General features: G+C 44.0%; 25 protein-coding genes and 1 tRNA gene. 24 read left to right on the top strand and 2 right to left on the bottom strand.

The features are described from left to right. Positions 1-58 precede the first annotated feature (58 nt). From I6E26_RS02140 to I6E26_RS02025, 24 genes are all read left to right on the top strand, one after another. On the top strand, positions 59-568 hold the full coding sequence (locus tag I6E26_RS02140; protein ID WP_235320186.1) for a flagellar basal body-associated FliL family protein: 510 nt from the start codon (positions 59-61) through the stop codon (positions 566-568). A gap of 38 nt (positions 569-606) precedes the next feature. After that, positions 607-1,611 (top strand): flagellar motor switch protein FliM, encoded by a 1,005-nt coding sequence (gene fliM / locus I6E26_RS02135; RefSeq protein ID WP_235320185.1) that lies wholly within the window; start codon positions 607-609, stop codon positions 1,609-1,611. Next, entirely contained in the window at positions 1,604-2,851 is a 1,248-nt protein-coding gene (gene fliY / locus I6E26_RS02130) for a flagellar motor switch phosphatase FliY (protein ID WP_235320184.1), read from the top strand. Before fliM ends, fliY begins: the two co-directional genes overlap by 8 nt. Positions 2,852-2,962: 111 nt before the next feature. Next, positions 2,963-3,325, top strand: a complete 363-nt coding sequence (locus I6E26_RS02125; RefSeq protein ID WP_154406942.1) for a response regulator — start codon at positions 2,963-2,965, stop codon at positions 3,323-3,325. After that, positions 3,325-3,888 (top strand): flagellar biosynthetic protein FliO, encoded by a 564-nt coding sequence (gene fliO / locus I6E26_RS02120; RefSeq protein ID WP_235320183.1) that lies wholly within the window; start codon positions 3,325-3,327, stop codon positions 3,886-3,888. Before I6E26_RS02125 ends, fliO begins: the two co-directional genes overlap by 1 nt. A gap of 50 nt (positions 3,889-3,938) precedes the next feature. Then, positions 3,939-4,664 carry a flagellar type III secretion system pore protein FliP gene (fliP, locus tag I6E26_RS02115; protein ID WP_235320214.1) on the top strand — a complete coding sequence of 242 codons (726 nt, stop codon included), beginning with the start codon at positions 3,939-3,941 and terminating at the stop codon, positions 4,662-4,664. A 14-nt stretch (positions 4,665-4,678) separates the two neighbouring features. Beyond that, positions 4,679-4,948 (top strand): flagellar biosynthesis protein FliQ, encoded by a 270-nt coding sequence (fliQ, locus tag I6E26_RS02110; RefSeq protein ID WP_235320182.1) that lies wholly within the window; start codon positions 4,679-4,681, stop codon positions 4,946-4,948. Positions 4,949-4,959: 11 nt separating this feature from the next. Next, positions 4,960-5,742 carry a flagellar biosynthetic protein FliR gene (gene fliR, locus I6E26_RS02105; RefSeq protein WP_235320181.1) on the top strand — a complete coding sequence of 261 codons (783 nt, stop codon included), beginning with the start codon at positions 4,960-4,962 and terminating at the stop codon, positions 5,740-5,742. After that, the gene (gene flhB / locus I6E26_RS02100; RefSeq protein WP_235320213.1) at positions 5,705-6,862 is read left to right on the top strand and encodes a flagellar biosynthesis protein FlhB; all 1,158 of its coding nucleotides are present in this window, start codon (positions 5,705-5,707) and stop codon (positions 6,860-6,862) included. The genes fliR and flhB overlap by 38 nt, the downstream gene beginning before the upstream one ends. A gap of 27 nt (positions 6,863-6,889) precedes the next feature. Further along, positions 6,890-8,962, top strand: coding sequence for a flagellar biosynthesis protein FlhA (gene flhA / locus I6E26_RS02095; RefSeq protein WP_235320180.1), 2,073 nt, complete (start codon positions 6,890-6,892; stop codon positions 8,960-8,962). Then, entirely contained in the window at positions 8,963-10,480 is a 1,518-nt protein-coding gene (gene flhF, locus I6E26_RS02090) for a flagellar biosynthesis protein FlhF (protein ID WP_235320179.1), read from the top strand. A 6-nt stretch (positions 10,481-10,486) separates the two neighbouring features. Then, positions 10,487-11,410 (top strand): MinD/ParA family protein, encoded by a 924-nt coding sequence (locus I6E26_RS02085; protein WP_235320178.1) that lies wholly within the window; start codon positions 10,487-10,489, stop codon positions 11,408-11,410. Between the two features lie 112 nt (positions 11,411-11,522). Next, positions 11,523-12,212: a flagellar brake protein gene (locus tag I6E26_RS02080; protein WP_235320177.1), complete on the top strand. Its 690-nt coding sequence runs from the start codon at positions 11,523-11,525 to the stop codon at positions 12,210-12,212. Positions 12,213-12,226: 14 nt separating this feature from the next. Further along, positions 12,227-13,423, top strand: coding sequence for a protein-glutamate methylesterase/protein-glutamine glutaminase (locus I6E26_RS02075; RefSeq protein WP_235320176.1), 1,197 nt, complete (start codon positions 12,227-12,229; stop codon positions 13,421-13,423). A gap of 20 nt (positions 13,424-13,443) precedes the next feature. Further along, positions 13,444-15,534, top strand: coding sequence for a chemotaxis protein CheA (locus I6E26_RS02070; protein WP_235320175.1), 2,091 nt, complete (start codon positions 13,444-13,446; stop codon positions 15,532-15,534). Positions 15,535-15,552: 18 nt separating this feature from the next. Continuing rightward, positions 15,553-16,020, top strand: coding sequence for a chemotaxis protein CheW (locus tag I6E26_RS02065; RefSeq protein ID WP_235320174.1), 468 nt, complete (start codon positions 15,553-15,555; stop codon positions 16,018-16,020). Between the two features lie 36 nt (positions 16,021-16,056). Continuing rightward, complete coding sequence (locus I6E26_RS02060; RefSeq protein WP_235320173.1) at positions 16,057-16,671, top strand: chemotaxis protein CheC; 615 nt, start codon at positions 16,057-16,059, stop codon at positions 16,669-16,671. Between the two features lie 4 nt (positions 16,672-16,675). Further along, a complete protein-coding gene (locus I6E26_RS02055; protein ID WP_235320172.1) occupies positions 16,676-17,161 on the top strand; it encodes a chemotaxis protein CheD in 486 nt (161 codons plus the stop codon). A 1-nt stretch (position 17,162) separates the two neighbouring features. Beyond that, positions 17,163-17,558, top strand: a complete 396-nt coding sequence (locus I6E26_RS02050) for a hypothetical protein (protein WP_235320171.1) — start codon at positions 17,163-17,165, stop codon at positions 17,556-17,558. 32 nt (positions 17,559-17,590) lie between these two features. Then, positions 17,591-18,340 carry a sigma-70 family RNA polymerase sigma factor gene (locus tag I6E26_RS02045; protein ID WP_419179898.1) on the top strand — a complete coding sequence of 250 codons (750 nt, stop codon included), beginning with the start codon at positions 17,591-17,593 and terminating at the stop codon, positions 18,338-18,340. A 61-nt stretch (positions 18,341-18,401) separates the two neighbouring features. Then, positions 18,402-20,069 carry a DUF342 domain-containing protein gene (locus I6E26_RS02040; protein ID WP_235320170.1) on the top strand — a complete coding sequence of 556 codons (1,668 nt, stop codon included), beginning with the start codon at positions 18,402-18,404 and terminating at the stop codon, positions 20,067-20,069. Between the two features lie 23 nt (positions 20,070-20,092). Beyond that, on the top strand, positions 20,093-20,440 hold the full coding sequence (locus I6E26_RS02035) for a hypothetical protein (RefSeq protein ID WP_235320169.1): 348 nt from the start codon (positions 20,093-20,095) through the stop codon (positions 20,438-20,440). Positions 20,441-20,464: 24 nt separating this feature from the next. Beyond that, the gene (locus tag I6E26_RS02030; protein WP_235320168.1) at positions 20,465-21,229 is read left to right on the top strand and encodes a hypothetical protein; all 765 of its coding nucleotides are present in this window, start codon (positions 20,465-20,467) and stop codon (positions 21,227-21,229) included. 101 nt (positions 21,230-21,330) lie between these two features. After that, positions 21,331-21,406: transfer RNA gene (locus I6E26_RS02025), tRNA-Ala, on the top strand. A gap of 156 nt (positions 21,407-21,562) precedes the next feature. Here I6E26_RS02025 and I6E26_RS02020 read toward each other — a convergent pair. Both I6E26_RS02020 and I6E26_RS02015 read right to left on the bottom strand, forming a co-directional pair. Then, positions 21,563-21,925 carry a hypothetical protein gene (locus tag I6E26_RS02020; protein ID WP_235320167.1) on the bottom strand — a complete coding sequence of 121 codons (363 nt, stop codon included), beginning with the start codon at positions 21,923-21,925 and terminating at the stop codon, positions 21,563-21,565. A gap of 78 nt (positions 21,926-22,003) precedes the next feature. Beyond that, complete coding sequence (locus I6E26_RS02015) at positions 22,004-22,849, bottom strand: polysaccharide deacetylase family protein (protein ID WP_235320166.1); 846 nt, start codon at positions 22,847-22,849, stop codon at positions 22,004-22,006. Positions 22,850-23,072: the final 223 nt, after the last annotated feature.

The following is a 23,072-nucleotide window of genomic DNA, read 5'->3' as shown; positions in this document are numbered from 1 at the left end:
AATTTAATCCTCTAAAGTGGGTTAATTTTATATAGTGTAAAAGAAGGAGTGGAATGCAATGGCTGATGAAGAAAAGACAGAGGAGGCGGCTCCAGCAGAGGGAGGCAAAAAATTGCCAATAATCATCATTGTAGTGTTGATATTGGTGGGCCTTGTGTTGGCAGGCGGTATTTCCTATTTCGTCACCACCCAGTTTATGTCCGCGGGGAATCAGGCCTCTGTTGAGAACAGAAATCATGATCCAGGTGTATTTGTCAAGCTGGGAGATGCCAAGGAGGGCATTATTGTCAATGTTGGAGGTATCAAATCCAGTCGTTTCCTGAAGGTAGGTATTACAGTAGAGCTGAACCCAGAAAATGAGAACAATGTTGCTGATGGCAAGCTGGTACCTGCTGCTGAAACCAAGATTATGGATACTACATTGCAGATTCTTCGTACCGTCAAGATTGAGGAGCTGGATGCTGCTCGTCAGGATGATTTGAAGAGCAGAATCAAGTCTGAGCTGAACAAGGTTCTTGGCGAAGGTTCTGTATATGATGTATATATAACAAGCTTTATGCTTCAGTAATGAGATGAGATATATTTTATGGGAAAGGGGGATGAAGCTTGGCAGATGATGTATTATCCCAGTCTGAGATAGATAAACTGCTGGCGGCCTTTTCAACAGGCGAGGTTAGTGCTGATGAGATGAAGGCTGAGGAAGAGCAGAAAAAGGTTAAGACCTATGACTTCAAGAGACCGGATAAATTCTCAAAGGACCAGATTCGAACCCTTAATATGCTGCATGACAACTTTGCCAGGTTGTTTAACACCTATCTGTCCACTTATTTGCGGGCTTTGGTAAGTGTTGAGGTTGCCTCGGTAGAGCAGACAACATATCAGGAATTTGTACAGTCCATAGCCAATCCATCAGTAATTGGTATATTGGCTGTACCGCCTCTTAAGGGCAATATTATCATGGAATTTGAGACAGGAATCTGTTTTGCTATCATTGACAGAGTCTTTGGCGGTCAGGGAGAGAATACTCTCAAATCCAGAGTATTGACGGAGATAGAGGAGGCAGTAATCCGCAGAGTATTTGATAAGGCTATGAGCCATCTGCGGGAGGCTTGGGCCAATGTGGCGCAATTTATGCCAAAGATAGAGGCGATGGAGTCAAACCCTCAGTTTGCTCAGATTGTGCCCCCTAGCGATATGGTGGTTATTATCACCTTGCAAATGAAAATCGGCCCTGTAGAGGGCTTGATGAATATATGTATTCCTTATCTGGTGTTGGAACCTATTATGTCGAAATTGACAACTACCTTCTGGGTGGCAGCCTCTGTAACTAAGGAGGAAAATCCTGAGCATGAGGCTATTATTCGACGTAAGCTGAATAATACCCAGGTTCCTGTTATTATTCAGATGGGAGCATTTAATATAACCTTGCAGGAATTCCTGTCCCTAAGCTATGGGGATGTCCTACAGATGGATACCAAGGTTGATGATGAATTAAAATGTATAGTAGGCAATATGGAAAAATTTTATTGCCGTCCTGGTACCTCTGGCAATAAAAAAGCAGTACAGATTACCAGAATAATTTCGGAAGGAGATGAAGATACTAATGGCTGATTTGACGCAAGAGGAAATTGATGCGCTGCTGAACGGCGCTACATCAGAGCCTGCTGCCAGTGATTCGGCATCTAATGAGGAAGCTTCTTCTGTATTATCGGATGATCTGCTGTCCAGTATGGAGAAGGATGCCCTGGGTGAGATTGGTAATATCTCTATGGGCAGTGCTGCAACAACATTGTCAGTATTGTTAGGACATAAGGTTAATATTACAACTCCTACTGTAAGTGTGGATACTATGTCTACGATTCAGAATCAGTATCCAATGCCTTACTTGGTGGTTGAAGTAGGCTATGTAATAGGTATCAATGGCAATAATATTCTGGCCATTCAGGCTTCTGATGCCTCTATTATTGCAGATTTGATGATGGGTGGAGATGGATTAAATCCACAGGAAGAGCTCACTGATATTCATATGAGTGCTGTGGGTGAGGCCATGAACCAGATGATGGGTACAGTGGCAACCTCTCTCTCTACCATGTTTAACAAAAAAATAGATATTTCCCCACCAAAGGTAAATCTTATTGATTTAGGGGCCGAAGATAAAATTACAGATTTGGTGAACAATGATGAGCCAGTGGTAAAAACCAGCTTCCGCATGGAGGTAGATGGCCTTATTGACAGCGAAATCATGCAGATTCTTCCTTTGGATGTGGCTAAGGAAATGGTGTCCTTCCTGATGGGAGGCGGTGCAGAAGCTGAGGCTCAGGAAGCTCCAGCACCAGCACCAGAGCCTGCACCAGCTCCAGTGGCTCCAGAGCCTGCTCCAGTAGCAGCAGCTCCAGCCCCAGCTGCACCGGCTCCACAGCCAGCAGCACCTCAGTATGCAGCTCCTCCGCAGCAGCCGCAGTATACGGCTCCGCCTATGGGGGCTCAGCCTGTATATGCACCTCCTGCTTATGCTAATAATGTGGTATCTTCAGGAGTACCGGTGCAGAATGCACAGTTTGCACCTCTTACCAATGAACCAGTAGAGGTTAATGCAGCGAATATCAGCTTGATTCAGGATGTTCCACTGCAGGTTACTGTTGAGCTGGGACGCACTAAAAAATCAATTCGTGAGATTCTGGAATTTTCTACTGGCTCTATTATTGAGTTGGACAAACTGGCTGGTGAGCCAGTGGACATTCATGTTAATGGCCAGCTGACGGCCAAGGGCGAGGTTGTAGTTATTGATGAGAATTTTGGTGTCCGCATTACAGAAATAGTAAGTCCTATGGAAAGAGTTCAGTCTTTGTAGGATAGCAAATCGTACTGGGACTTGAAAAATTTTCAGGTTTAAAGTACAATGGTATTGATTATAGACGAAATTTAGCTTGTTATACGTTAAATAGACAAGGAGAGATGACAAATGGCAGTTAGAGTATTGGTGGTTGATGACGCAGCGTTCATGAGAATGATGGTAAAGGATATCCTGACTAAAAACGGTTATGAGGTTGTTGGTGAGGCTGAGAATGGTATGAAGGCATTGGAGAAGTACCAGGAGCTGAAGCCAGATTTGACTACCATGGATATTACTATGCCTGAGATGGATGGCATTAGTGCTGTCAAGGAGATAAAGAAGGTTGATCCTAATGCAAAGATCGTTATGTGCTCTGCTATGGGTCAGCAGGCTATGGTTATTGAAGCAATTCAGGCAGGTGCCCGTGACTTCATTGTAAAGCCTTTCCAGCCAGACCGCGTACTGGAGGCTGTTCGTAAAGCAGTCGGCTGATGAGTAACTGGAGTCGTTTTTACTCCATGGCATCTGTCCTATGTATTTTAATTTTGGTGTTTTCAGTACTGTCGCCAGATTGTCTGGCGGCAGCTGCTGATACGGCTGGTTCAGGTGGCGGCTATCTGTCCGGCTATGAAAATACAGATCCAAAACCTTCTCAAATGTCATGGTGGTCAACATTGGCATATTTGGTCAGCCTTGTGGCTGTATTTGCCTTTGTGGTTGTCATGGCTTATTTTGCGTCCAAATTTCTGAGTGGTCGTTTCCAGAATCGCACAACATCTACAGGAGGACGATTATTGGAGCATTTGGCTCTAGGGCCAAACAAATCTGTCTGTGTGGTAGAAATTGCTGACAAGCTTTTGCTACTGGGAGTTACAGAACAGCAAATTACTCTGTTGGGGGAGATTGAGGACCCGGAAGAAATAGATCGGCTGAGACGTCAGGCTGTGGTACAGCCTATAGATAATACTGCCTTTGCTAGTCAGTTGTCCTCTCTGGAGGAGTTGACCAAGCGAGTGCCGTCTCTGTTTCGTGAGGGATTGAATCGCAGAGGATAGGAGTTGTGGAGATAGTGACCAGAGTACAGAGGCTTTTGTGCCCTTGCATAATGGCTCTGCTATTAGCTTTTATGTGGGTGGATGCTGCTTCGGCAGCCCCCTTGATACCAAATGTAAATATTGATGTCGGTTCATCAGAAAATCCACAGGATGTAGCAGTTACCCTGCAGCTGATGGCCGTGTTGACAATCTTGTCCATAGCACCCTCGATTCTGATAATGACAACAGCCTTTATCAGAATTGTTGTGGTGCTTGGTTTTTTACGTAATGCTTTGTCAACCCAGACAGCTCCGCCAAATATGGTAATTATAGGCTTATCCTTGTTTTTGACCTTTTATATTATGGCTCCTTATTGGAGTCAGGCCAATGAGAACGGTCTGCAGCCCTATTTGGCTGGTCAGATAACCCAGGAGGAGGCTATTGACAGGACAGTAGAGCCTATTCGGGAGTTTATGTTCAAACAAACCAGGGAATCAGATTTGGCACTATTTGTAAATTTAGCAGATGGTCCAAGACCCAGTGGTCCCGAGGAGGTTTCTACCTTTACTCTGATTCCTGCCTATATGATTAGTGAGCTGAAAACAGCCTTTCAGATAGGCTTTATGTTATATGTACCATTTATTGTTATTGATATGATTGTGGCCAGTACCCTGATGTCCATGGGTATGATGATGTTGCCGCCAGTAATGATTTCTCTGCCTTTCAAGATATTGCTTTTTGTTATGGTAGACGGCTGGCATCTTTTGATTAAGTCCTTGATTATCAGCTTTAAGTAGAAACAGGTGGGTATATGTCAGGTGATTTAGTAATACAGATGGCACAGGAGGCCCTGCGGATGGTGTTGATTATTTCTGCACCGATGCTGGGGCTTGGCTTGCTGGTAGGTCTGGCAGTCAGCATTTTTCAGGCTACTACTTCCATTCAGGAGCAGACCTTGGCCTTTATTCCAAAGATTGTGGCCGTTTTTGTGGCCATATTGATTTTTGGCCCTTGGATGCTGAGGCTTATGGTGGAGTATGTAACCAATGTCTTGGTAAATCTGCCTTATTACATAGGCTAAGAGGTGGCGCTGTGGATTTTTATGAATTGCTGCAGAATCACGCAGCGGTATTTCTGCTTTTGATGACCAGAGTCAGCGGGCTGTTTCTGATTGCACCCTTTTGGGGCAGTCAAAATATTCCGATTTATTTTCGAGCAGGCATAGCCTTTGCCATTACCTTGGTGCTTTTTCCCGTGGTGGATGCCAAGATGGCAGTGACAGCGCCTGTATCCATATTGGGGTATACTCTGGCTGTAGTGTCAGAGCTGTTTATAGGCTGGCTGATTGGCTTTGTGGCCTATGTGGCTATGATGTCTGTGAATATGGCTGGTAAAATTATGGATTTACAGGCAGGTTTTGCGGTGGTTAATGAGATGGACCCTACCTCCAATCAGCAAAATCCTCTGATTGGCAGCTTCTTATATTATCTTACCTTGATAGTTTTTGTGGTCACTAATGGGCATCATATGCTTTTGGCGGCTGTGGTAGGCAGTGTGGATTCCATTCCCTTGCTGGGAGTGAATTTCAATACGGATATTGCTACCTTGATAACAGATTTTACCGCTGGGATTTTTGTAACAGGCATGAAAATTGCCATGCCATTAACCTTTTCTATTCTGTTGACTAACGTATCTTTAGGTGTATTGGCTAGAACTATGCCTCAGATGAATATATTTGTGGTAGGTATTCCCATGCAGATTGTGATAGGTATTTTTACTGTTGCAGTGATTATGCCTTTTTATGTGATGTTTTTGGATGTGTTGTTCAATGAAATGTATGGCAATATTTCCATTGCCCTACGGGCATTACAATAGAAAAGACAATAAAGACAGAGGCAGTGGCCAGGTGGATTTTGTTTTTGATTTACAGCTTTTTGCTGGTGAGAAAACAGAGGAACCAACGGCTAAGCGCAAGCAGGATGCTCTGAAAAAAGGCCAGGTGGGCCGCAGTCAGGAAATCAGTGCTGCCTTTGTGCTATTGGCGGGATTTTTCGTACTGAAAATGTTAGGCTCCACAGCGGTGGAGGAGGTTATGAATTATACTGTTTACATTTTCGGTAATCTGAATTTCGATGTAAACGAGGAATCCATTATGCAGCTGTTTATTGGCATAGTGATTTTGCTGGCCAAAACAGCCATGCCCTTGATGGTCTTTATTATGATTATTGGCCTGGCCATGAATGTGGCTCAGGTGGGCTTTAATTTTTCCACGGAGAAGCTCAGCTTTAATCCTGGCAGGTTAAATCCTATCAGCGGTTTTGGGAGAATTTTTTCCAAGCGTTCTCTGGTGGAACTGGTAAAGTCATTGTTTAAGATTGCCATTATCGGTTCATTGGTCTATATTTATTTAGCCGATGAGCTGTTTCAGATGCCGAAGCTGATTTTTACGGATATTTTCTCCGGAGCAGCCAAGGTGTCAGATATAGTTTTTGATTTGGCCTTCAAGATTATCGGCCTGTTTATGATTATGGCTGTTCTGGATTTTATGTATCAGAAATGGCAGAACAATCAGGATTTGAAAATGAGTAAACAGGAGGTTAAGGAGGAATTCAAACAGCAGGAAGGTGATCCTCAGATTAAAGGTAAGATTCGCCAGAAGCAGCGTCAGATGGCTATGTCCAGAATGATGCAGGAGGTGCCCAAGGCGGATGTTATTATCACCAACCCTACTCATTTTGCCGTGGCCTTGAAATACGAAAGCGGCATGACGGCGCCAGTGGTGCTGGCCAAGGGCCAGGATGCGGTGGCACAAAAAATTAAGGGCATTGCCAGAGATAATAGGGTTCCTATTGTGGAAAACAAGCCTTTGGCCAGAGCCCTCTATGCTGCAGTTGAGGTGGGAGGCAGTGTGCCTCAGGAACTGTTCAAGGCAGTGGCAGAGGTTTTGGCATATGTATACAAGCTTAAACATCGCCATAGAAGGCGTTATGCATAGAATATGAAAAGTGTCAGGAGATAGAATATGGCTGCACCTGAAATGACTGCCGGCAAGATCGGCTTTGTAAAAAAATATAGCGACGTAATGATAGCAGTAGGCATCGTAACCATTGTTGTTATGATGATTATTCCGTTGCCTACAATATTGCTGGATTTGCTGCTGTGTATGAATATTACTCTGGCACTGGTGGTAGTAATGAGCGCAATCTACAATGTGGAGGCTCTGGATCTTTCCGTATTTCCTTCCTTGTTGTTGATTACCACCTTATTTCGCTTGGCGCTGAATGTTTCCTCAACACGACTTATTCTACTGGAGGGCTATGCAGGAGAGGTTATTAGTTCCTTCGGTAATTTTGTAGTTGGTGGTAATGCAGTTGTAGGTTTCATTATCTTCGTTATTCTGATTATCATTCAGTTCCTGGTTATCACCAAGGGTGCTGAGCGTGTAGCTGAGGTATCTGCCCGTTTTACCTTGGATGCTATGCCTGGTAAGCAGATGGCTATTGATGCGGATTTGAATCAGGGTGCTATTACAGATGCTGAAGCTAGTGAGCGGCGTAAAAAGATTCAGCGAGAGGCTGATTTCTACGGTGCTATGGATGGTGCCAGCAAATTCGTTAAGGGCGATGCCATTGCGGCAATTATTATCATTATCATCAACATTACTGGTGGTTTTGTCATCGGTATGGTACAGCGTAATATGACAGTGGAGCAGGCTCTGCAGAACTACACACTGTTGACTGTAGGTGAGGGCTTGGTAAATCAGATTCCTGCCCTGTTGATTTCTACAGCTACCGGTATTATTGTTACTAGAGCTGCTTCCGAAAGCAATTTGGGTTATGATTTGATTCATCAGCTGGGAGCTAAGCCAAGAGTTTTCTACATTGTCTGTGGCGTACTATTGGCTATGGCCTGTGTGCCAGGTTTGCCAGGAGCTCCTTTTGCCATTTTGGCTGCTGTCTGTGGCCTCATTGGTCGTCAGATTTCTAATGGAGACAAAAAGGTACAGGAAACTGCTGTGGTGGAGAAAAAGGAAAAGACAAAAACAGAGGCCAACAAGCCGGAAAATATTGTTTCTCTGTTGCAGGTAGATCCCATGGAGCTGGAGATTGGCTACAGCTTGATACCTTTGGTTGATACCGGTCAGGGCGGCGATTTGCTGGATCGTATTGTGATGATCAGACGCCAGTGCGCTTTGGAACTAGGACTGGTGGTACCAACCATTAGAATTAGAGATAATATTCAGATTAAGCCTAATGCCTATATTATTAAACTCAAAGGTGTTGAGATAGCCAAGGGCGAGTTGCTTTTAGATCATTATTTGGCTATGAATTCTGGTACTGTATTTGAAGAAATTCAGGGTATTGATACTATTGAACCAGCCTTTGGCCTGCCAGCTTTGTGGATTCCAGAGGCTTCCAGAGAACAGGCTGAGCTAAATGGCTATACTGTGGTAGATGCTGTATCCGTATTGGCTACCCATCTTACAGAGGTTATCAAGGCTCATGCTGATGAAATACTGGGACGTCAGGAAACTCAGAATCTTATTGATAATGCTAAGAAAACCAATCCATCCCTTGTGGACGAGGTGGTGCCAGATCTTTTGGGTGTGGGAGATATTCAGAAGGTTTTGGCTAACCTGCTTAGGGAGCGGGTGTCTATCAGAGATATGACTACTATTTTGGAAGTATTGGCAGATTATGCTCAGGCCACCAAGGATACTGAAATATTGACAGAGTATGTACGTCATGCTATGGCAAGACAGATTACCCAGCAATATACTCAGAACAATCAGCTGACCTGTATTACCTTGGACCCTGCTATTGAAAACAGGATTGCAGGAGCTGTGCAGAGAACAGAGCGAGGTTCCTATGTCAGCCTGGATCCTGACACCATGCAGAAGCTGCTGAACTCTCTTACCAAGGAGTTGCAAAAGCTGACAGATATGGGTTATCAGCCAATTGCCTTGACCAGCCCTACTGTGCGTTTGTATTTTAGAAAGCTGGTAGAGCGTTCTGTGCCAGGAATTATTGTTCTGTCACATGCGGAGATTGATCAGTCTGTTGAGATTCAGATTATAGGGGTGGTGAAGTTATAAATGCAGATAAAGAGCTTTAAGGCACCTACTCTCAAGGAGGCTATGGCTAATGTTAAGTCAGAGCTGGGAGTAGATGCAGTAATTCTTCATACAAACAAAATCAAAAAGGGCGGTATCTTGGGATTTCATGCCAAGGAAATTGTGGAGGTTATTGCAGCTATTGAGGACGAGCCAGTAGTAAAGGAGCAGAAGCCTGCTATGGATACTGGTGCTGCCTCAGAGGCGGTATTGCAGGCGGCAGCGGCAGCTAGAGCCAGCAGAAATTCTGCACCAGAGCCACAGCCTACAGGGAATTTTACGCCACGAAATATGGTAAGCCAGTATCAGACGGCAGGCACCATAGAGGCTATTAGTCATGCTATGGCACAGAATACCCCTAGTCCCACCTTTGGTGAGGTGCTAGCTAGTGTCAATAAAGCGCAGGAGCAGGTCGAATCAGGGGAAAGTGCTTCTGGAACATTGCCACAGCAGTTGTCAGATCAACCAGTTGTTAATAAGCAAGTTGTCCCTGTGCAACCAGCTGTTGATGTGAATTCTGGGGTAGAACAGCCAGTGGTCAAGGAGGAGTTGGCTGAGCCTATGAAAGTGGCGCCAGAATCATTGTCACAGGATAGGGATACGGTGACGGCTTCTGAAGATGCTACTGATTTGGATGTTAAGGAACAGGAAATTTTGGATTTGCAGAACCAGCTGGAGGAAATGAAATCTATGCTGGTGGAAATGAGCCGCAACAGGGATGAAGCAGGTGGCATACCTAATTTGCAGCGAGCTATGGAGGCTCAGGGAATCAGTCAGCATGTTTTGGAGGATATGATTTCCAAGTTGAACGGCACAGAGATCTTGGCGCCTCAGAATTCTATCAAGGCATTGAAAGCCTTGGAGAAATATGTTCGCAAGGCAATTCGAATCGCCAATGGCATTACTCTGTATTCCGACAAGCCAAAGATTGTGGCTTTGATAGGTCCTACTGGTGTAGGCAAAACTACAACTCTAGCCAAGATTGCTGCTAAATTTGTTCTGGAAGAAGGGGCCAAGGTGGCTTTGATTACAGCAGATACCTATCGTATTTCTGCTGTGGAGCAGCTGAAAACTTATTCTGATATTCTGGGCTTGCCTTTGGAAATTGTTTACAATCCACAGGCACTTCAGGAGGCTATTGAAAAGCATCGGGACAAGCAGCTTATTTTACTGGATACAGCTGGTAGAAGTCAGTACAATGCTTACCAGATGAAGGAGCTTAGCGAACTGTTGAATATAGATGCTGATATTGAAAAGCATCTGGTTATGAGTGCTACCACTAAGACCAGTGATGGATTGGAGCTTTTGGATAATTTCTCCTTGTGCAAGCCAGACAGGGTGATTTTTACCAAGGTGGATGAAACCAAGACTCATGGCATAATCTTGAATATTTTGCATAGACGTAAGGCAGCTTTGTCCTATTTGACTAACGGTCAGAGTGTGCCTGATGATATTGAGCCTGCTAGTATTGAAAAATTAGCGGAGTTGTTGCTGAGGTAAGAGGGTATGGATGATCAGGCTACCAGGCTGAGAATGCTTGTAGAGGGGAAAATTACAAAAGAAGATACAATGGACTCCGGGAGATTGCAGGGAAGTTCTCAGAGCATGGCTTATCAGCCAGTTAGTCAGGGAGCCAGAGTTATTGCTATTACCAGTGGCAAGGGAGGCGTAGGCAAAACCAATCTTACGGTGAATCTAGCCATTGCTATGGGAAAAAAGGGCAAACGTGTGGTAGTGGTGGATGCAGATCTTGGCACAGCCAACGTGGACGTACTGCTGGGGACCAGTTCTCGTCAGACCATGATGTCTTTGGTTAATGAAGGTGTAGAGCTGGAGGACGTGCTGATACGGGGGCCTTACGGAGTCAGCTATATATCTGGCGGCTCTGGGATGGAGCATGCCGGGGAGCTGTCTACTATTCAAAGGCAGGTTATTTTTAATAAACTGGCTGGTTGTGATGATTGGGCAGATATTATTTTGGTGGATACTGGCGCTGGTGTAGGTAAAAATGTTTTGGACTTTATTATGGCCTCTGACGAGGTAGTTTTGGTTACTACGCCAGAGCCAACCTCCTTGACAGATGGCTATGCGGTTTTGAAGGCATATTGCAGTTTGGGAGCCCAGCAGCCTATCAGACTGGTGGTAAATCGTGTTTTTGACCTTATGGAAAGTCATGAAACGGCCAACAAGCTTATTTGTACAGCAGATAAATTTCTCCATATGAAATTGGAATCTTTGGGATTTATTTTAGACGATAACAATATGATGCGCTCTGTTAGGAAACAAGTTCCTATTATGGCTGCATATCCAGATTCTTTGGCTTCTAAATGTATAGCCTCCTTGGCTGATTCCTTGCTGACAGGCAGAGAACAGCAGGTGAAAATGGGCTGGCAGGGGTTTTTACGAAAATTTTTTCATAACGTTCGTTAATATTTTTGCAATAATATGTGTTTTTAGATAAAATAGAAGAAAAGGCGAGATTTTTCAGTAACCAAAAGATGAATTTGGTTGCTTTATACTAATTTACTATGAGGGGATACCAATGAGTGGTTTTAAAGGCACAAAATTAGCTGCAGACAAGGTAATAAAGATTGGTTCGCGACTGGAGTTCTATCCAGAGGAAGCACCGGAAGGTGTAAGCAGTCGTGTAGAAGAAATCAAAAATGGTAAAATATTGGCAGCTATGCCCATGAACGAAAAAGGAGTACCAATTATTCCTAGACCGGGAGAAGCTATGATGGGCAAAACTCCTGGTGATGGATGCTTTTACAAGTTTAGTACCCATTACTTGGATAAGGCTAGGGAAGGGAATATCCCTGTTTGGATTGTTACTATGCCTGCTGAGGTACAAAAGATTCAGAATAGGGAATTTGTTCGTGTATCAGCAGACTATACAGTAATTTTGCGGCCCCTTAATGAATATGGTGCCATGGAAGATATGATTATCACCCGCATTACTGATATCAGCGGCGGTGGCATTGCCCTTACCAATGACAAGGAGCTGCCTGTAGGCAGTAAGGCAGTAGTAGAGCTGACCAGCATTCCGGGAGTGGGAATGCTGCGGATTACCGGTCAGATAATGCGATGTGTTCCTATCAAAAATGCAATCACACCTACTTATCAGATAGGTGTAAAATTCTTGGATATGAGCAAGGTACATCAGAATAAGCTGGTAAAGTTTATTTTTGAAATACAAAGACAAAGTCTGGCCAAGGGAATTGGCACTAAGTGAGAGGAGGCAGGCAAATGATTCGCGTGGTTATAGCAGATGACTCTGCCTTTATGAGAAAGGTAATATCAGACCTTTTTACCAAAACACCAGATTTTCAGGTAGTAGGTATTGCCAGAAATGGTAAGGAAGCTGTAGAGCTGGTTGCCAAAGAAAAACCAGATCTGTTGACGCTGGATATTAACATGCCTGTAATGGATGGATTGCAGGCTTTGCAGGTCATTATGAAGGACTGCCCTGTGCCCGTGCTGATGTTCAGCAGTCTTACCAAGAAGGATGCGGATGAAACCATTAGGGCCTTGGAACTAGGAGCAGTGGATTTTCTTTGCAAGGCAGGAGGCTCAATCTCCAAAATAGATAGCATAGAGGACGATATTATTGAAAAATGTCGCAGTGTTGCCTCTGTTGGAGTAAGAAAAACAAAAAATATCCAGAATATTTTTCAGAAAAAGCAGGAAGCGCCGAATTTAAAGCGAATTAATATATTTGAGAGGAAAGGTTATGGAAATCAATCCTCTCAGATAAGCAAACCTACAGGTCTATCTACATCTCATGGATATACCAGTATGTTGGCCAAGCATGAGAATCCTCTAATGAAGCAGAAGCCTGCTACATCCTTCTATAGCAGTTCGGCTGGAGGTAATTCTACCAAGCTTGTGGCTCTAGGAACCTCAACAGGAGGACCAAGAGCCCTGCAGCAGGTAATACCAAGGTTGCCAGCTAATATGCCATGTGGCATGGTAGTTGTGCAGCATATGCCGCCAGGCTTTACCAAATCATTGGCCGAGAGATTGAATTCTCTGTCTCATGTTACGGTTAAGGAAGCAGAGCAGGGAGATCTTATTTTGCCAGGTCATGTTTATATTGCACCAGGTGGATATCATCTTACAGTTAGAGGAAATGCTGCAAAAAGAGAGATTTCTCTGAATCAGGATCCGCCTTTGGCTTCCCATAGGCCAGCGGTGGATATAATGTTTGATTCTGTGGTAAAATATGGTTCTGAGGTGGTATCAGTTATCCTTACAGGTATGGGATGCGATGGTGCTGCTGGAATGAAAAAGATAAAGAAGGCTGGGGGTTATGTTATAGCTGAGGCTGAGGAAACCTGTGTTGTATATGGTATGCCAAAATCTGTAGTGGAGGCTGGCATTGCAGATGAGGTTCTGCCAATAGGGCAGATAGCAGATGCGATTATAAAAAGAGTTAGGAATTAATCAAATCAGGGGGAATAGAAATGGAAACAAATCAGTACATGGAAATGTTTTTGGATGAATCACGGGAACATTTGCAGTCTCTGAATGATGGTCTGCTGAGCCTGGAAAATGATCCTGAGGATTTATCAGTCCTTAATGAGATTTTCCGTAATGCTCACACCTTGAAGGGTATGTCTGCTACTATGGGCTATACCAAGACTGCCGAGCTGACTCATGATATGGAGAATCTTTTGGATATGCTCCGCAAGGAACAGCTGAAGGTTAGCGAGGAAATTATTGATGTAATCTTCAAATGTGTAGATGCATTGCAGGAAATGGTTGATAATATAGCCAACGGAGACGGTGAGGATGCAGTTGATGTATCTGAGCTGGTTCGTATGGTTAATGCCATCGCTAAAGGAGAGTCTGTGGCACAGGCTGAGGCAGAAACTGGTGTGAAGCTGCCAGGAACTCCTGTTGAGCCGGCGGCAAAACCTGTTAAGTCCCAGCTGCCAGAGGGATGCGAGCTGAATGATACAGATATGTTGGTTATTAGAGAGGCCAAGAATAGTGGCTTGATTCCGTTCTGGGTACATGTGGAGATTGCGGATACTTGTCTTTTGAAATCCGCTCGTTCCTACATGGTTATGAATGTTCTGGACGAGCTGGGCGATGTTATTAAGTCTGTGCCACCAGCTCAGGATTTGGAGCAGGAAAAATTTGACCATAGCTTTGATGTTTGTCTGGTAACTGATGCAGATGCTCATAAAATAGAAGAAGGGGTTGCTGCTATTTCCGAAATCAGTGCAGTAAAAGCTACCGAAATTGTTTTGGATGCACCAAAGAATGCTGAAGAACCAAAGGCTGGAGCTGCTGTTGCCAAGGCTTCCACTCCAGCACCAAAGGCAGATCCTGTTGCCAAGGCAGCAGATAAGCATCCAGCAGCTAATGGCAATAGTAAGCACGATAAAAAGAATCATGTAGGTGGACAGTCTGTTCGTGTTGATATTGAAAAACTGGATACCCTTATGAATCTGGTAGGAGAGCTGGTTACTAACAAGGTACGTTTGGAGCAGATTGGTATGACTCATCGTCTTACTGAGCTGACAGAGACCTTGGAGCAGATGGATAGAGTAACTACTGACTTGCAGTCCGTAGTTATGAAGGTAAGAATGGTGCCTGTTAGCCAGGTATTCAACCGCTTCCCACGTATGGTTAGAGATTTGGCCAAGGAATTGAATAAGGATATTAACCTGACTATTGAGGGTGAGGATACAGAGCTGGATCGTACCGTAATTGATGAAATCGGTGATCCACTGATGCATTTGCTGAGAAACTCTCTGGATCATGGTGTAGAGCATCCTGATGATCGTGAGGCCAAGGGTAAGCCAAGAACCGGTGAGGTTGGCCTGATTGCTCGTCACGAGGGCAACAATGTAGTTATCATGGTTACGGATGATGGTGCAGGTATTAATGCTGATAAGATTCGTAACAAGGCTGTAGAAAAGGGTATGATTAGCCGTGAGGAAGCTGATGCTTTGCCAGATGCTGATGCAGTGCGTTTGATTTTCCTGCCAGGCTTCTCTACTGCTGAAACCATTACTGACGTATCCGGACGCGGTGTAGGCATGGATGTAGTACGCAGCAAGATTGAGTCCCTGGGCGGCCATGTAGATGTAGAAACCAAGATTGATGAGGGTTCTGTTTTCAAGATTAAGCTGCCTCTGACCTTGGCTATTATTCAGGCTATGCTGGTTAAGGTTCAGGATGAGATGTATGCTATTCCTTTGGGCTCCATTGATAGCACCATCAATATTACTCCTAATGACATTAAGACCGTACAGAACAAGGAAGTTATTGTTCTGCGTGGACAGATTATACCAATTGCTCGCCTTAATGAGGTACTGAGTGTACCACAGGGTAAGTCCAATGAAGAGGATGATATCTTTGTGGTTGTTGTTCATGTTGGTGACCACAAGATTGGTATTGTGGTAGATAATCTTATTGGCCAGCAGGAAATCGTTATTAAGACTTTAGGCAAGCTTTTGTCCGGCCTGAAGATGTTGGCAGGTGCTACTGTTCTGGGTGATGGCCATGTGGCTATGATTCTGGATGTCAGCGCATTGATGTAATCGAAGGGGGTACAGAAGATGGCTAAGGATGATAAGGTAATGACTGACGATGATGTACAGGTAGTTGCCTTTAAGCTGAGAAATGAAGAATATGGCTTCAGTATTTTAAACGTGCAGGAAATCAAGGGATTAACCGATATTACCCGTGTTCCTTTTGCGCCTGATTTCATAAAGGGTGTAATCAATCTTCGTGGCAGCGTATTGCCGGTTATTGATTTGAAAAAGCGTTTGGGCTTGGAGGATACACCATATACTGCTAATACTAGAATTGTTATTGTACAGTACGATGAAGTTTCTGTAGGTATGCTGGTGGATGCAGTAACAGAGGTGCGTACTATTAGTGCAGCAGATATTGATACCACTAGAGCTATTACCTCTGGTACGGATTCCAGCTCTAAGTTTATTTCCGGTATCGGCAAAGTGGATGGCAGATTGATTATCCAGCTCAATATCAGCGAAATTATAGGACTGAGTGGTGAGGAATAAGTCTTTCAGATTGTATAGATTGGTGGGATAAAGGAAATGTCAGATGATATCGCAAGTCTTTCTCCGGTGCAGATGGATGCACTACGAGAAATAGGCAATGTAGGTGCAGGAAATTCTGCTACAGCGTTGTCACAGATTATCAATCGTCGTATAGATATGGACGTGCCAAGGGTATCTATTGTACCTTTGGAAGAGGTTCCAGAGCTGGTAGGCGGTCCTGATACAATGGTGGTAGGCGTATTCCTGCGGGTATATGGCAAGGCGCCTAGCAATATTTTGTTCTTGCTGCCAAGGGATAGCGCCTTCTATCTGGTGGATATGCTTATGGGCAAAAAGCATGGCGACACCCAGAAGCTGGACTTTATGGATGAATCAGCCTTGATGGAGATAGGCAATATTCTTTCTGGTGCCTACCTTAATGCGCTGTTTAATTTTACGAATATTTCCCTGCTGCCATCTATTCCAGCTTTGGCTATGGATATGGCAGGGGCTATTCTTAGCGTTGTGCTGGTACAGCTTGGCCAGATGGGTGACCATGCCTTGGTTATTGAAACTGAATTCAAAACTGAGGATGATGGTATCAAGGGTCATTTTTTCCTCGTACCAGATCCAGGTTCGTTGGAGATAATATTACAAGCAGTGGGAGTGTAACTATATGCCAGATTTAGTAAAGGTGGGGATGGCTGACTATAAGGTTGGCCGTGCACCTGATATCTTAATAAGTTATGGTCTGGGTTCATGTATAGGCATTTCCCTGTACGATCCTCAGACAAAAATTGGTGGTCTACTGCACATTATGCTGCCTGATAGCAGCAAATCCCGTTCCAATGAGAATAGAGCAAAATTTGCCGATACGGGAATCAAAGATATGCTACAGGAGCTTATTAGCATGGGAGCTGTCAAGTCCAGATTGGTTGCCAAGCTGGCTGGCGGTGCCCAGATGTTTGCTTTTGCCAATGCTTCCGATATTATGAGAGTTGGTCTGCGTAATGCCGCAGCCTCCAAGGAAATATTGGCTAGTTTATCCATTCCTGTTGTGGGAGAGGATACAGGCGGTAACTATGGACGAACTGTGCAGATTGATTTGGCCAATGGTGTCTATAAGGTAAAAACCATAGACAAAGGTGATAAGGAAATCTAACATGATAGATATTTGTAAGCTTACGGCGGCCCTGGTATTTGCAGCTATAGCAGGTTTGACGGCTATAGCTGCCGGATTGCTGAGTGATGTCCGCATATCGGTTATTCTCATGCGGACAGCTTGCATTTTTTTAGCCACCGGTGTATTGGTTTATATCGGTGCTTTTCTGTTTGAAAAGATAGGTTATGGCTCTCTTATTAAGGAAACAGAGCAGGCTATGACGGATTTGAAGCAGAAGGAAAAGCAGGAGCAATCTGAGGCAGAAGCCGAAGCAGCGGGGGATGCTCAGGATAAGGATGCTGTTACTGAGCCACAGCCGGAGAGGAGTAATCAGGAAGGATTTGCACCTCTGGATACAGATTCTCTCCGCAAGGTAACAGGCAGCAGTGAATCGTAATCAGGTGATACAAGCAATGGTGGTGAGGCATAGTGCAGAATGATCATAAATCAGCTGAGGATATAAATAATCTTTGGCAGGTCTATTCCCAGAATCCAACTCTGGAAATTCGCAATCAGCTGGTGGAGCACTATCTGCCTCTGGTAAATATTATAGCTGGCCGTATGGCCATGAGTCTGCCGGCCCATGTGGACAGGGATGATTTGATAATCAGCGGATATTTTGGTCTGATGGACGCAGTGGCCAGATATGATATCCGGCGAGGAAACAAATTTGAGACTTATGCCGGCCTGCGTATCAGCGGGGCCATGAAGGATGATTTGCGTTCCAGGGATTGGATATCCGTTTCCCTCAGACAAAAAATCCGTAGATATGAGACTGCGGTAAACAAGCTGGAGGGTAGACTAGGCCACGGGGTAACAGATGAGGAGCTGGCTCAGGAATTAGATATGACTGTGGAGCAGGTACATCATCTGGAGCAGCAGATAAATGCAGCAACTATTATACCTCTGGGGGAATATATGAAATCTGAGGCCGCAGGGGCTCAGGATATGGATCCTCACAGCAGTGCCGAATACGTAGAGCTAAAGGAAACTCTCATGGGGGCATTGGATGAGCTGACCGAAAAAGAAAAGCTAGTGGTGTCTTTATATTATTATGATGAATTGACCATGAAGGAAATAAGCTTGATAATGCATTTATCAGAAGCGCGTATTTGCCAGTTGCATACCAAGGCTATATTCAAGCTAAGGGGATTTTTGGCTAATATGAATGAACTCTGATACATTTTACATATATCAGATACTGGCATCTAGTATTGAAGAATAGCCAGGGGGGCTGTACATGGATGAACGTAAGATTATAGCAAAAGTAGGTGGCGAGAAAGAAGGCTATCTGTTGGAATTCTGTGCAGATGGTATCTATCTAACCGTATACCCCAAGGATGGGACTGGCCTGATGTTTGAGGTTTCTGATATGCGTCGGGTTTTAAAGGATTTTAGTGTTTTGGATTATGACCTCATGGCTATGACTGATGCACTGAGAAAAAATGACGGCGTTCCTGTTTATTTGGGCAAGGATTTTACTTTGCCACAGGGCTATTCCAGTCAGGCTGCTGATGAAGAAGTAGATCAGGAAGCCTTGCAGGAGCATGTAGAATATGGCAAGGTTATTGTAGAGATTGCTTCAGATAAATTGTCTGCTGCCATAAGATTTAATGTGGCTGGTAAGCAGTCTATTCCTACGGCAGAAATGATATATGAAGCGTTGCAGGTAAAAAATGTCAGATATGGTATTAATGATGAGGCCGTTAAGAAAGCAAGTCATACCGGTCGTCCTACGGAGGTGGCCAAGGGAGAGGCTCCTCAGAATGGGCAGGATGCTCAGATTATCCGTAAGTTTAATGTAGGCGAAAAGGGCGTACCAGTCGTAGATGAGCATGATAGGGCAGATTATAAGAATCTAAATATGTTCCTGCGGGCTAACAAGGGCCAGGTATTGGCGGAGAGAATACCTCATACCAAAGGAATTCCCGGTACAAATGTATTTGGCAATAGGATTATGGCCAGAAATGGTAAGCCCAAGCCTGTGCCTGCTGGCAAGAACACCATTATCAAGGACGAAAATTTTGTAGTGGCAGATATGGATGGCCAGATTGTAGACAAGGGCAGCAAGATAGATGTGGATCCTCGTTTGGAAATCAAAGGGGATGTCTGCATGGAAACCGGCAATATTGATTTTGATGGATCTGTTACTATTAGCGGCAATGTGGAAGCTGGCTTTGTGGTAAAGGCAGCCGGAGATATTGAGATCATGGGTATGGTTAGTGCAGCCAATGTAGAAGGCGCCAATATATTTATCAAGGGTGGCGTTCGAGGTATGAACCGAGGCTTTATTAAGGCAAGAGGGGATTTTCATGCTTCCTTTGCTGAGAATGCTGATATCGAAGCTGGTGGAGATATTTTCATTCAGGATGTGGCTATGCATTCCACTATACGGGCAGGTCGCCGTCTCATTATGGATGAAGGCAAGGGACAGATTACTGGTGGCAACCTAGCGGCTGGTGAGGAAATTCGAGCTAGATGCATAGGTAATGAAGCAAATGTTATTACCCGTTTGAGCGTAGGTGTTAATCCTATGCTGCAAAAGGAATATCAGCAGGCACTTAAGGAATACAATGAGGCCCAAAAGCGTCTGGAAATGCTGAATAAGACCTTATCAACCTTGGAAAAAATAGATGTAAAGCTTTTGCCGCCTAATAAAGTGGAGCAGCTGAACAGTTTGGTTTGTTCTCAGTTCCCATTAGCAGGGAAGGTGGAGCGCAGTGAAAAGCGGTTGAGGGAAATTGATGCGGAGATGCAGAATATGAAGCATGGCCGAGTATGTGTGGCAGATACCATGTATCCAGGTGTACGACTGAGCATTAACTCCATTGTTAAGAATGTTCAGGTTAAGGAATCTCATTGTACCCAGTATGTTAAGGATGATTTTATCATGGTAGGTGCTTATTGATTTAAGATTTGAGGCGAAGACTTATGGATTTTGCACCAATGAATATGCGTATGGCTGTCCCACATGCCAATGATGTGGGGGAAATACAGCACAATCTTAATCAGCAGGCTGCTTTGCAGCAGGATTTTAAGGCGGAACAGCACAAAAAGCTTATTGAGCGTCAGCAGAACCAGGTACGTACCAAGGATGAGGCTGAGGGAGAGAAAATTAAGGATAATCCAGACCGAAAGCAGGGCCGTAGACAGCAGGCTAGAGGTCGTCGCAAATCTCCTAAGGAGATTATGGAGGAGCAGGAAGCCTTGGAAGCTCCAGAGGAACCGCCTATGGCTGTGGACCAATATAGAGGACGCAGTATAGACATAAGCTGCTAATTTGTTATCAGGATGGAGTTGCGCATGACCACAGAGATATTGGGGTTTATTATTATTCTGGGGGCAGTTATTGTACTGCTGGCTAGACAGCATTTGAATAAAAGCGAGGATGATCCCGAAGTATTGGAGGCGGCCACAGGCAGACTCAGATATGAGCTGGAGCAATCAGCCGATGAGATTATTAATCGCATGACAGAGCATGTGGATCGCTTGGAGCGTATGCTTAGGGAGGCTGACTATAAGGCTGAGCTTTTGCAGCAAAAAATTGATATGCTGCAGTCTATGGGCAACATGGATGTTAAAATGTCAGCTACAAACCTTGATATGGAGGAAAAGACTCCAGCTGCTGTATATACTGGCAGGGAAACAGCGACCGCTAATAATATTGAGGATAGCTATGACATGACTCCTTCAGATGAAAAGGCCTGGGAGTATATTCGTGAGGCCTCTATGAAGCTGGAGGCACAGTATGAGGCTCAGTCCAATACCATGCAGTCAGTACAGCAGTCTGATGCTCTGCAGCAGGCAGTGGATATTCAGACTGGCAATCTGGATGGTCTAGTTAGCGCGGGAGGTAATGCCAATGTTGCTCAGACTGTAAGCAATGCTGGTAAGGGTGAACAATTGCCTTATACTGATGAAGGTCAAGGCCTGGATACAGAGGTTGCTACCAAGGCCGCTAGGGATATGCTGGCTGATGGCTATGAACTGGAGGAAATAGCCAAGGCTACAGGTTTGGGCATAGGGGCTGTGCATTTAATCAAACAGCTGCAGGAAAAACATAAGTAGAAATTTCCTGTCTAAAGAAAATTTTTACAGGAAGTTATAGAAAATATCAATAAATTTTCTTGACACATAAGTACATATCACGTATAATATCAATTGTGCATGGGGGCGTAGCTCAGCTGGGAGAGCGCTTGAATGGCATTCAAGAGGTCAGGGGTTCGATCCCCCTCGTCTCCACCAAAACCTAGATAGAATAAGGCTTTAGGCGGTATATTAGCAAAATAATATGCCGTTTTTTTCTTGTGCTTTTTTATACCAGTTATTTTTATAAACAGGTCTAATATCCTATGTATATAAAATCCGCTATTCATGCGCATGAATAGCGGATTTTTTTACTTAAAAATGGAAATGGTTCATCATTTTTTGTGTTAGTTTTTTGCTGTCTATATCCTTATGCTTTAGGATTGTTTCCAGGGAGCTGACAAAGAAAAATGAGTTGATAGGGATATAACGGCGGCGTTTGCGGAAGTTTGCCCAGTGGAACAGTTTATCAAAAATATCCTCGTAGTCCTGTCGGGTAGCATGATATTTTTCAATAATCCGCTTTAGGCGGAAATCCTGACAGCCGTAATCATACATTTTGTCCAACAGCTCCTTTTTGGATAAAGTGCCTTCCTCCAGAAAGGCCTTAATCAAGCTGTTAATATAATTGTCACGACGCATAATTCGCTTCATAGCCATATAAAAGGTTATAGCCATGAATAACATAAAACCAACATAAAAAAGCAAAAATATCACCTCTGTAAAAATGTGGTATTAATATCGTTAATATATTTTCTATGGTAGATAAAACAGGGTAGCCAAGGTGCTATGCCCGTTATTCAAAAGATATTTTCTAAGTCGCTCCAGACGTCCAAATAATGGGGCACCATGAAGTCGCAGCTTAAATCTCATAAAGGAACCTTCGAAATTGCCAAAGATAGGCACACGAGGTATTTCGTATGGATCATCCCAGGAATGAACCAAATCATAACGAACGGTAAAACCACCATCATAGCCACAGTCCTTTACGGCTGCCATAGAAGCCTCATCCATAGTACCGCATGGATAAGCCATATATTTGACAAACTTTAAGGTTTTCCACTCAGTAGCCAGCTTGCCCCCCATTAGCTGATTGTACAGCTCATCGTGAGGCAGTCCAGCCAGCTCCACATGGCTGAGGGTGTGGCTCTCCATATTTATGCCAGCTTCGCTCATTTCCTGTACCTGCTCCCATGTAAGATAATTCTCAAAGCGATCCATAAAATCAGATATAAGGAAAATAGAAGCCGTAAAACCATACTTCTTTAATATAGGGAAGGCATTGGTGTAATTATCCCGATAACCGTCATCAAAGGTAATCATCACAGGCTTGGGCGGCAAGGGACTGCCGTATTTCAAATGGTTGGACAGCTGCTCCGGTGTAATGGAGGTATAGCCCTCAGCCTTTAGGTAGGCCATTTCCCGTTCGAACTCACTGACAGGTACAGTCAGGGCATTGTGATCCCTATCATTAATCTGATGATAGTTCAGCACAGGAATACCAGTAGATGCATCTCTGACAAAGGAAAGAAAGCTAGTGAAAATCACTGCTATCACTAGATAAAGAACAACCAGACAACGCTGTCTTAGCGTTGGTAACATAATAACACGACCTTTGATTTTTCTTTTCATTGTAACCCGAGAAGTATGTATAGTCAAGAATATACTAAAAAGCTTTCTCATGATTGTTATAGATACATATGTTTTGTTATAATATACAGATGGGTAGACTTTAGAAAAATAGATAATAACCTTAAAATAAGGGTGGACTATTTTGCAAATTTCCTTATAATTATATATGTACTGTTATTTATAGCGAAGATGC

The organism is Anaerovibrio lipolyticus, from assembly GCF_021531495.1.
Classification (GTDB): Bacteria; Bacillota; Negativicutes; order Selenomonadales; family Selenomonadaceae; genus Anaerovibrio.
Note: the sequence above shows the minus strand (reverse complement) of the source record. Positions and strands in the feature narration are given on the sequence as shown.